7 protein-coding genes are annotated in these 9,812 nt (G+C 72.7%); 5 read left to right on the forward strand and 2 right to left on the reverse strand.

Annotation, left to right across the window (positions count from 1 at the left end):
- Positions 1-98 precede the first annotated feature (98 nt).
- From ACXJKG_RS05670 to ACXJKG_RS05685, 4 genes are all read left to right on the forward strand, one after another.
- The gene (locus ACXJKG_RS05670) at positions 99-1,085 is read left to right on the forward strand and encodes a cation diffusion facilitator family transporter (protein ID WP_456844772.1); all 987 of its coding nucleotides are present in this window, start codon (positions 99-101) and stop codon (positions 1,083-1,085) included.
- Positions 1,082-2,785, forward strand: coding sequence for a SulP family inorganic anion transporter (locus ACXJKG_RS05675; protein ID WP_456844773.1), 1,704 nt, complete (start codon positions 1,082-1,084; stop codon positions 2,783-2,785). The genes ACXJKG_RS05670 and ACXJKG_RS05675 overlap by 4 nt, the downstream gene beginning before the upstream one ends.
- Positions 2,782-4,086, forward strand: coding sequence for an ion channel protein (locus ACXJKG_RS05680; protein WP_456844774.1), 1,305 nt, complete (start codon positions 2,782-2,784; stop codon positions 4,084-4,086). Before ACXJKG_RS05675 ends, ACXJKG_RS05680 begins: the two co-directional genes overlap by 4 nt.
- Before the next feature lie 253 nt (positions 4,087-4,339).
- Positions 4,340-5,485, forward strand: a complete 1,146-nt coding sequence (locus tag ACXJKG_RS05685; RefSeq protein ID WP_456844775.1) for a hypothetical protein — start codon at positions 4,340-4,342, stop codon at positions 5,483-5,485.
- A gap of 49 nt (positions 5,486-5,534) precedes the next feature.
- Here the strand turns inward: ACXJKG_RS05685 and ACXJKG_RS05690 are convergent, their stop codons facing one another.
- Together ACXJKG_RS05690 and ACXJKG_RS05695 are read right to left on the reverse strand one after the other, a co-directional pair.
- Positions 5,535-6,410: a YhjD/YihY/BrkB family envelope integrity protein gene (locus ACXJKG_RS05690; RefSeq protein ID WP_456844776.1), complete on the reverse strand. Its 876-nt coding sequence runs from the start codon at positions 6,408-6,410 to the stop codon at positions 5,535-5,537.
- Positions 6,407-7,351, reverse strand: a complete 945-nt coding sequence (locus tag ACXJKG_RS05695) for an alpha/beta hydrolase (RefSeq protein WP_456844777.1) — start codon at positions 7,349-7,351, stop codon at positions 6,407-6,409. Before ACXJKG_RS05695 ends, ACXJKG_RS05690 begins: the two co-directional genes overlap by 4 nt.
- A 112-nt stretch (positions 7,352-7,463) precedes the next feature.
- On the opposite strand from ACXJKG_RS05695, the gene ACXJKG_RS05700 reads away from it, so the two are divergent.
- Positions 7,464-9,812, forward strand: a 2,349-nt coding sequence (locus tag ACXJKG_RS05700; RefSeq protein WP_456844778.1) for an ATP-dependent Clp protease ATP-binding subunit, incomplete at its 3' end; no start/stop codon positions are given.

Here is a 9,812-nt window from a genome sequence, read left to right on the forward strand (position 1 = left end):
CCAACACCCCGGCCCAGCCGCGCGCCAACAGGGGCTCGGACCAGCGCAGATGCGGCACAACGGGAGACATGGGGCACCTCGTGTGCTAGTCACGTCTCATGGCCGACGCACCCCCCGACGAGAGCGAGCCGGCCGTCGACGTCGCCGGCGGGTCGGCCGCCCCCGAGGGGAGCGAGAGCGCGCTGACCGTGGTCCTTGCGTTCGGGGCCAACCTGCTCATCGCCGTCGCGAAGTCGGTGGCCGCGGCGATGACGGGCTCGGCGTCGATGCTCGCGGAGGCCGCGCACTCCTGGGCGGACACGGGCAACGAGGTGTTCCTGCTCATCGCGCAGCGCCGGGCCGCCAAGCCGGCCGATCCGACCCACCCGCTGGGGCACGGCCGCGAGGTCTACGTGTGGTCGCTGTTCGCCGCCATCGGGCTGTTCGCCGTCGGCGCCGGCGTCTCCATCACCCACGGGATCTCCGAGCTGTCCAACCCCGAGCCGGCCGGCGACTTCGGTATCGCGTACGCGGTGCTCGCGGTGTCGTTCGTGCTCGAGGGCGTCTCGTTCTTCCAGGCGTCGCGGCAGGCCAAGCGGGGGGCCGCGCGGCAGGACAAGGATCTCGTCGCGCACATCCTGCAGACCTCGGACCCGACGGTCCGCGCCGTGTTCTTCGAGGACGCCGCCGCGCTCGTCGGCATCGTGATCGCGACCGTGGGCATCGGGTTGCACCAGGCGACCGGCTCGCCCGTGCCGGACGCGGTCGGCTCGATCCTGGTCGGCGTGCTGCTGGGGGTCGTGGCGATCGTGCTCATCGACCGCAACCGCCGGTTCCTGGTGGGTCAGGTGGTGGACCCGCAGCTGCAGGCCGCGGCGGTGCAGGCGCTCCTCGAGCTGCCGGAGGTCGACCGGGTGACCGAGCTGCGGCTCGAGTACGTGGGCGCGCGGCAGGTCTACCTGACCGGTGCGGTCGACCTCACGGGCAACATGGCGGAGGACGACGCGTCGCACGTGCTGGCCTCGCTCGAGCGCCGGATCGCGCGGACGCCGGCGGTCGTCGGGGCGATGCTCTCGCTGTCCGAGCCCGAGGACCCGAGCCTGTGACCGGCGCCGCGTCGCGGTGGGGCAGGCCGACCGGCAAGGACGTCACGTCGGGGCTGGTCACCGGGCTGTTCAGCATCCCCGAGGGCATGGCGTACGCGAACATCGGCGGGTTCAGCCCTGTGGTCGGCCTGTACTCGGGCGTGGTGCCGACGATCGTGGGCTCGTTCTTCGCCCGCACGGTCCTCATGGTCACCACGCTGACCAGCGCCATCGCCCTGTCGTCGGCCAGCGTGCTCGCCGGTTCCGGGCTCGACCCGCACGACCCCGGGGCGATCGCGACGCTGACCCTGCTGGTCGGCGTGGTCATGCTCGTGCTCGGCCTGCTCAAGCACGGGTCGGTCATGCAGTTCGTGTCGACCGCCGTGATGACGGGCTTCACCACGGGCATCGCGGTGCAGATCATCGCCGGCGAGGTCGGTGACGCCACGGGCTACAAGCCGGACGCGCACAACACCGTGGGCAAGCTGGTCGAGGCGGTGGCGCACGTCGGCTCGTGGGACCTGCGGACCGTCGGCGTGGCTGCCGCGACCATCGTGGTCTGGGCGCTCGCGCGGCTGGTGAAGCCGCTGCGGTCGCTGGCCACGCTGGTGGCCCTGGTCGTCGTGTGGGTCGGCGTGGTCGTCGCCGGGATCGACGTCGAGGACGTGGGCTCGATCGCGTCGATCCCGCGGAGCCTGCCGCCGTTCTCGCTGCCCGACGTGTCCGCCGTGCCGAGCCTGGCGCTGGGCGCCGTGGCCGTCGCGCTCGTGGCGCTCGCGCAGGCGGCGGGGATCGGCGCCGCCGTGCCCAACCCCGACGGCTCGCGGCCGAACGCCTCGCGGGACTTCGTCGCGCAGGGCATGGCGAACGTCGCGGGTGGCCTGTTCTCGGCGCTGCCGACGGGCGGCTCGCTCTCGCGCACCGGCGTCGGGACCAGCGCCGGGTCGCAGACGCGGTGGTCCGGGGTGTTCGCGGGTCTCTGGCTGGCCCTCGTCGTCCTGCTGGTGGGTCCGTACGCGGAGACCATCCCGATGGCCGTCATCGGCGGGCTGCTGATCGTGATCGGCGTCGAGCTGGTGCAGGGACGCTGGAAGGACATCGTGCTGGTGGTCCGGACCTCGTGGTGGTCCACGGCCGCGATGGTGGTGACGTTCGTGGCGACGACGCAGCTGCCGCTCCAGCAGGCGATCTTCATCGGCGCCGGGCTGTCGCTGGTGCTCTACGCCGTCTCGTCGTCGCGCGCGGGTCGGCTCCAGGCGCTCGAGAGCCGTGGCGATGGCCGCTGGGCCGTGGTCGAGCCGCCCGCCGAGCTGCCGTCGCACACCGTCGTGGTGCTCCACTACGCGGGCGCGGGCTTCTTCGCGGAGGTGGCGCGCATCGACGAGACGTGGCCCGACACGACGCGGACCCGCGGCTCGGTGCTCGTGCTGAGCCTGCGCACCCTTCCCGACGTCCCGTCGGCGACGTTCGTCAAGGCCATCGACGCGCTCGCCGACACGCTCCGCACCCGCGACAACCTGCTGCTGCTCGCCGGCGTCTCCGAGGAGTTCCTGGTCGTCGCGCGCCGCAGCGGCCTGCTCGACGCGCTCGACCCCGACGCCGTGCTGCCCGCCGACGACGAGGTGTTCGCCTCCGTCGACCACGCCGTCGCCCGCGGGCAGGCGTGGGTGGAGGCCCACCTCGACACCGCCCCGACCTCCGACCAAGGAGCACCGACATGACCGAGCAAACCGCGCTCGACGCCCCCTTCCGGGTCCCCGTCGGCAACCTGCTGAAGCTCGCGGTCCCCGCCGTGGTCGTCGGCATCATGTCCGCCCTGACGCTGTACGGGCTGAGCAAGCTGGCCGGCCTCCTCGAGGGCTGGGTGTGGGACGACCTCAGCGCGGCTCTGGGCGTGAGCTCGGACTCGTCCTGGTGGATCATCGGCGTGCTCACCGCGGCCGGCCTCGCGATCGGGCTGGTGGTCCGCTACGTCCCCGGTCACGCCGGTCCCGACCCCGCGACCCTCGAGCTGGTGGCCGAGCCGCTCAAGCTGAGGGTCCTGCCGAGCCTCGCACTCGCCCTGGTGCTCATGCTTGCCAGCGGGGTGAGCCTCGGCCCGGAGAACCCCATCATCGGGATCAACGTGGGGCTCGCGGTCGCGCTCGGCATGCGGTTCCTGCCGAAGGTCAACGCGCCGATCTGGCTCGCGATGGCGGTCGCGGGCACCATCGGCGCGATGTTCGGCACGCCCGTGGCGGCGGCGCTGCTGTTCTCCGAGCTGGATGCCGGCGACCGACGGATCCCGCTCTGGGACCGGCTCTTCGCGCCACTGGTGGCAGCAACCGCAGGAACTCTCACGATGCTGCAGCTGGAGTCCCTGAGCCTGGCCGTCGCCGCACCCGCATACACGTACGGCGGGCTCGAGGACCTCGGCTTCATGGTCCTCATCGCCCTCGGGGCTGCGGCCCTCGGGCTGGTCGCCGTGTACCTCTTCGTGCCGCTGCACCGCGCGTTCCAGCGGATCGGTCACCCGGTGCTCATGCTCACCGTCGGCGGCCTGATCCTCGGCCTGCTGGGCGCGCTCGGCGGCGAGGTGACCCTGTTCAAGGGCCTCACGCAGATGCAGGAGCTCCCCGGTCTCGCCGCGACGACGACGGGCGCCGGGTTCCTCGCGCTGGCCGGCATCAAGCTGCTCGCCATGCTGGTCGCCGCGACGTCGGGGTTCCGCGGCGGGCGCATCTTCCCCACCCTGTTCGTCGGGGTGGCCCTCGGGTTCGCCATCAACACGGTCTGGGACTCCGTGCCGCTGGCGCTCGCGATCGGGGCGGCGGTCGTCGGGATCATCGTCGCGGCCACACGCAACGGGTGGCTGAGCCTCTTCATGGCGGTCGCGGTGGTGCCGCAGGTGTCGTTGCTCATCGGGCTGCTGCTCGCCGCGCTGGCGGCCTGGCTGCTGGTGACCAACCGGCCGCCGCTGCTCGCGCCGCCGACGCCGGAGCCCGCACCCGAGCCGCCCGCGGCGGGGGCGCCTGCCGCCTGATCCTGTGGACCGGGGCGCGCCACGCCCGGTCCTCACGGAACTTCACCCGCTCGGCTTGTGGGGGAACGCGCGCCTTCGGGCGGTTCGGCCCGAGGTTCGCGTTCCAGATCATGCCTCGGGCAACCGATACTTCCCGTGCCCCGACCTCCGACCGTGCCCTCGACCGGCCGTCCGGACCCACCCCGGGCCGGCGTGACGAGCGCCCAGGACGACGCGGTCCGGCATCGCCTTCCGCAGAACGAGGAGCACCACAGTGACACTGCGCGCACCCCGCACCGCGGGCATCGCCCTGGCGGGCATCCTGACGGTCGGTGCCGTCATGGCCGCCGCCCCGGCGTGGGCCGACGCGGCCCCCGTCCGGTCGACGCTGACCGCCCCGGGCACCGACGCGGTCTGCACGCAGACCGCGACCCTCGCCTCGACCGATGCTGCCCCGGCCGGTTGGGGCTTCGGCGAGAGCCTCACAGGCGGCCACCAGGGCTACCTCGACGGTGGCCTGCGCGTCTGGACCGACGAGGGCGACCTGCCGGCGGCCAAGTCGGCCGGCTACGTGGCAACAAACTTCCCGCTGTCCGCGGCCGCTGACGTGAGCATGGACTGGACGAACACGTCGGGCGCTGCCCCCGGCATCAACCTGACCCTGTACGTCAACGGCGATTGGAAGGGCAACCTCGTCTTCGAGCCGCTCTTCGACAAGTGGTGGATCCACAAGTCCATCGCGGGTCTGCCCGCGGGCCCGAACCCGAGCTACCAGTTCGCCTACGGCACGCTCGACGAGATCATCGCCGCCTACGCGGACAACGGCGTCACCGACCTCACCGTCAAGTACGTCGGCTACTCCCTCGGCTCCGGCGCAGTCGGCGACGACGTGATCCACTCGATCACCGCCGGCTGCACGACGTACACGTTCGACCTGGCGTCGGCCACGGCGACCCCGTCGGCCACTCCGTCGGCGACGCCGAGCGCGACGCCGAGCGCGTCGGCGTCGGCCCCGGCGAAGTCCTCGGACGACCTGACGGCCGCGACCGACGGCAAGATCACCGTCACGGGCGACCTCGTCCCCGGCGGCACGGTCACCGTCACGGTGCCCGGCCACGCCGGCGAGACCGTCGACGGTGTCGTCTACTCGAGCCCGCGCCTGCTCGGCACCCGCGTGCTCTCGGCGCAGGCCACCACGACCTTCGTCCTCCCGACGGACCTGGCGGCCGGCCCGCACCACTTCGCCGTCTACGCCACCAACGGCGCGGTCATCGGCTGGGCCGCGATCACGGTCGCGGCGCCGCTCGCCGCCACCGGCGTGAACGCCACGGCGCTCGCGCTGGGTGCCTCGGTCGCGCTCCTGGCGGGCTCCGGCCTGCTGGTCCTCGCTCGTCGCCGGACGGCGTCCGCGCAGCTCTGAGCACGGTCATGGACGCCGGCGGGGCCTCGGCCTCGCCGGCGTCCGTCCGTCAGACCGTCTGCCAGGTCACGGCGTCGTCGCGCCCGCGGATGAGCCGGCCCAGCCTGCCCTCGTCCTGCGCGCACGCCTGCCCGACGACACAGGCCAGCACCAGCGCGAAGCTCAGCGCGAACAGCCACCCGATGTAGGCGAACACCAGGCCCAGCACGCCGAACTGCTTGGCACCGGAGACCAGGACGATCGGCAGGTAGAGCTGGCCGGCCAGGCTGAGCAGCCCGAGAAGCAGCGCGGTGACGCAGCCGGAGAACGCCAGGACGCGGATCGGGATCTCGGCGCGCAGCAGGGCCCAGGGGATGTAGGTCCAGACGACGGCCCAGACCACGAGTCGCACCACGAAGTCCCACAGGGCGGGCAGCGGTACCCCCTCCGTGGCCTCCCGCGTCAGCTCGATGAGGGCGACGGCGAGGACCACTGCRAGCACGGTGGCGAGCCAGCGCCACGCCGACCGCAGCCCCGGACGCTTCACCTGCCASACCTTGGCGTACATGCGCTCGAGGGCCCGSGAGTAGGACGTGGCGCTGATCAGGGCGACGATGAGGCCGAGGATCCCGACGCTGCTCCCCACGCTCGCGCTGGTGCTCACGCTGCCGGCGAGCGTGTCGCGGGTGGCATCCGAGAGGCCGAGGCTGTCGGCCATGAAGAAGCCGAAGCCGTCCTGCCGGTTGGGCCGCAGGGCCGCGGTCACGATCATCACGGGGACGATCGAGACGAAGGCCTGCGCCGCCAGCGTCATCGCGCGGTCGAACGGCTCGATCTCGACGAAGCCGGTGTAGCCCCGCTCGACCAGCGCGCCGAACGGGGTGAGCCGCAGCCGGGCGGCGATCCGCAGGCCGCGCAGCCGCCACCGGTCGGTCCGTCCGGTCACGGCAGCCGGGCGTCGAGGAACGCCAGCACCTCGGCCAGGTAGGTGTCGCGGGCCGGCAGCGGGGACAGTGCGAGGTCGTGCGCGCCGCCGGGGACCTCGACGAAGGTCACGTCCGGCCCCAGGTTCGGCGCCAGGCGCTGCATGTCCGCCACGTCGAGCACCGAGTCGGTGGTGACCAGCGCGTCGTGCCAGACGTCGTCGGGACCCGACGCGTCGGACGCGAGCAGCAGCACCGGGACGTCGATCGCCAGCCCCGCGGCGACGCGCTTGTGCCCGCGCCGGACCGTCCGGACGAAGCCCGCGCGGACCGGGAACCCGTCGAGCGGCTTCCAGTCCAGCTCGTACGCCCACTCGCCGCCGGTGCCCTCGTGCAGCGCGCGGMCRTAGTGCGAGCCCAGCTTGGCGACGGGGAGGCTGGGGGCGACCTTGCCGACGACGTCGAGCACGCCCGTGAGCGCGGTGCGCTCGAGCCGGGATCCGCGCAGGTCCAGCCACGGGCTGTTGAGCACGAGCGCGTCGATGAGCCCCTCGCCCTTGCGGGAGTCGGCCCACAGGGACGTGACCAGGCCCCCCATCGAGTGACCGAGCAGGACGACCTGGTCGTGGTCCTGCCGGATGATGCGGATCGCGGCGTCGATCTCCTCGGCGAACGTACCCAGGTCGGTGACGTAGTTGGGCGGACGGCCGTCGCGGATGGAGCGCCCGTAGTCGCGCAGGTCGAGGGCGTACACGTCGTAGCCGTGGGCGGCGAGGGCGTCGCCGAACCCGGTGTGGAAGAAGTAGTCGACGAAGCCGTGGACGTAGAGCAGGGCCCGGCGGCTGGGGGAGCCGTCACGATGGACGAGCGTGGCGACCGGGTCGGGCGTGCGACCGTCCGGCCGGAGTCGGAGGGTCCGGGCGGTCCAGCCGGGTCCGAGCACGTCGGGGGTCGCATCGTCCATGGCGTGATCGTGCCACGGGGGTGACCGTCGGAGTGGGTGAACAGAGTTGAGCGGAATAGACTCAACTCTGACCGTGGTTCACCTGAGCAGAGATCGACACCAAGGAGGTCACGTGGACGCCAAGTTCACCACCCGGTCCCAGGAGGCCCTCGGCGACGCCATCCAGCAGGCGTCGGCCGCAGGCAACCCTCAGCTCGAGCCCGCGCACCTGCTCAACGCCCTGCTGCACCAGGAGGGCGGCGTGGCCAACGGGCTGCTCGACGCGGTCGGTGCCGACCGCACCGCGCTCGGGCGTGCCGTGCGCGGCATGCTCGTCAGCCTGCCGACGGCGAGCGGGACCGCCGTGGCCCAGCCGAGCGCGTCGCGCACCCTCGCGACCGCCCTCGAGGCGGCCTCGTCCGAGGCGCGTTCGCTCGGCGACGACTACGTCTCCACCGAGCACCTGCTGCTCGGCCTCGCGGCGGGGCAGTCCGGGGTGGCCGACGCCCTGCGCGCCCAGGGGGCCTCGCGCGAGGCGCTCGCGGCCGCCCTGCCGACCGTCCGAGGCTCCGCGCGCGTCACCACGCCCAACCCCGAGGGCACCTACAAGGCGCTCGAGCAGTACGGCCTCGACCTGACGCAGCGGGCGCGCGAGGGCAAGCTCGACCCCGTCATCGGCCGCGACGCCGAGATCCGTCGCGTCGTGCAGGTCCTGTCGCGGCGCACCAAGAACAACCCGGTGCTCATCGGCGAGCCCGGCGTCGGCAAGACGGCCGTCGTCGAGGGGCTGGCCCAGCGCATCGTCGCCGGTGACGTGCCCGAGTCGCTGCGGGGCAAGAAGCTGGTCGCGCTCGACCTGGCCGCCATGGTCGCCGGCGCCAAGTACCGCGGTGAGTTCGAGGAGCGGCTCAAGGCCGTGCTGGCCGAGATCACAGGCTCGAACGGCGAGGTCGTCACGTTCATCGACGAGCTCCACACCGTCGTCGGCGCGGGTGCCGGCTCCGAGGGCGCCATGGACGCGGGCAACATGCTCAAGCCCATGCTAGCCCGCGGCGAGCTGCGCCTGGTGGGTGCGACGACGCTCGACGAGTACCGCGAGCGCATCGAGAAGGACCCCGCGCTCGAGCGACGGTTCCAGCAGGTGTTCGTCGGCGAGCCGTCGGTGGAGGACACCGTCGCGATCCTTCGCGGGCTCAAGGAGCGGTACGAGGCGCACCACAAGGTCACCATCGCCGACTCCGCGCTGGTCGCCGCCGCGACGCTGTCCGACCGCTACATCACCGGCCGCCAGCTGCCCGACAAGGCCATCGACCTGGTCGACGAGGCCGCGTCCCGCCTGCGCATGGAGCTGGACTCGTCGCCGATCGAGATCGACGAGCTGCAGCGCGCCGTGACCCGGCTCGAGATGGAGGAGGTCGTGCTCTCGGAGTCCGACGACCCCGCCTCCGCCGACCGCCTCGAGCGGCTGCGCAAGGACCTGGCCGACCGGCGCGAGGACCTGGCGTCGCTGACCGCGCGGTGGGAGAAGGAGAAGGCSGGGCACAACCTCGTCGGYGACCTSAAGGCGCGCCTCGACACGCTGCGCWCSGACGCCGAGCGGCTGCTGCGCGAGGGCGAGAACGAGAAGGCCGCGCGCATCCTGTACGGCGAGATCCCCGCGCTGCAGGAGCAGATCTCGGTGGCCGAGGCCGAGGAGGCGTCGGCCGACGCCGCGCCCGACGGCCCGCCGATGATCGCGGAGAAGGTCGGACCCGACGAGGTGGCCGAGGTGGTCGCGCAGTGGACCGGCATTCCCGCCGGCCGGCTGCTGGAGGGCGAGACCGCGAAGCTGCTGCGCATGGAGGAGGTGCTGGGCGAGCGACTCATCGGCCAGCGCCCGGCCGTTGCCGCGGTGTCCGACGCCGTCCGACGCGCCCGGGCCGGAATCTCCGACCCGGACCGCCCGACGGGCAGCTTCCTGTTCCTCGGGCCGACCGGCGTGGGCAAGACCGAGCTGGCCAAGGCGCTCGCGGACTTCCTGTTCGACGACGAGCGCGCCATGGTCCGGATCGACATGTCCGAGTACGCCGAGAAGCACTCGGTGGCCCGCCTGGTCGGTGCGCCTCCGGGGTACGTCGGGTACGAGGAGGGCGGGCAGCTGACCGAGGCCGTCCGTCGTCGGCCGTACTCCGTCGTGCTGCTCGACGAGGTCGAGAAGGCGCACCCCGAGGTGTTCGACGTGCTGCTGCAGGTGCTCGACGACGGGCGCCTCACCGACGGGCAGGGGCGGACGGTCGACTTCCGCAACGTGATCCTGGTGCTCACCTCGAACCTCGGCTCGCAGTACCTGGTGGACCCGATGCTGTCCGACGACGAGAAGCGCGACGCGGTCATGTCCGCGGTCCGCACGTCGTTCAAGCCCGAGTTCCTCAACCGGCTCGACGACGTGGTGCTGTTCGACCCGCTGTCGCTCGACGAGATCGGGCACATCGTGGAGCTGCAG

Source organism: Cellulomonas sp. P5_C6 (genome assembly GCF_054049635.1).

Bases quoted from the DNA above. Each gene is read 5' to 3' on its own strand.
- ACXJKG_RS05680 (WP_456844774.1), top strand. From the start codon at position 2,782: ATGACCGAGCAAACCGCGCTCGACGCCCCCTTCCGGGTCCCCGTCGGC.
- ACXJKG_RS05670 (WP_456844772.1), top strand. From the start codon at position 99: ATGGCCGACGCACCCCCCGACGAGAGCGAGCCGGCCGTCGACGTCGCC.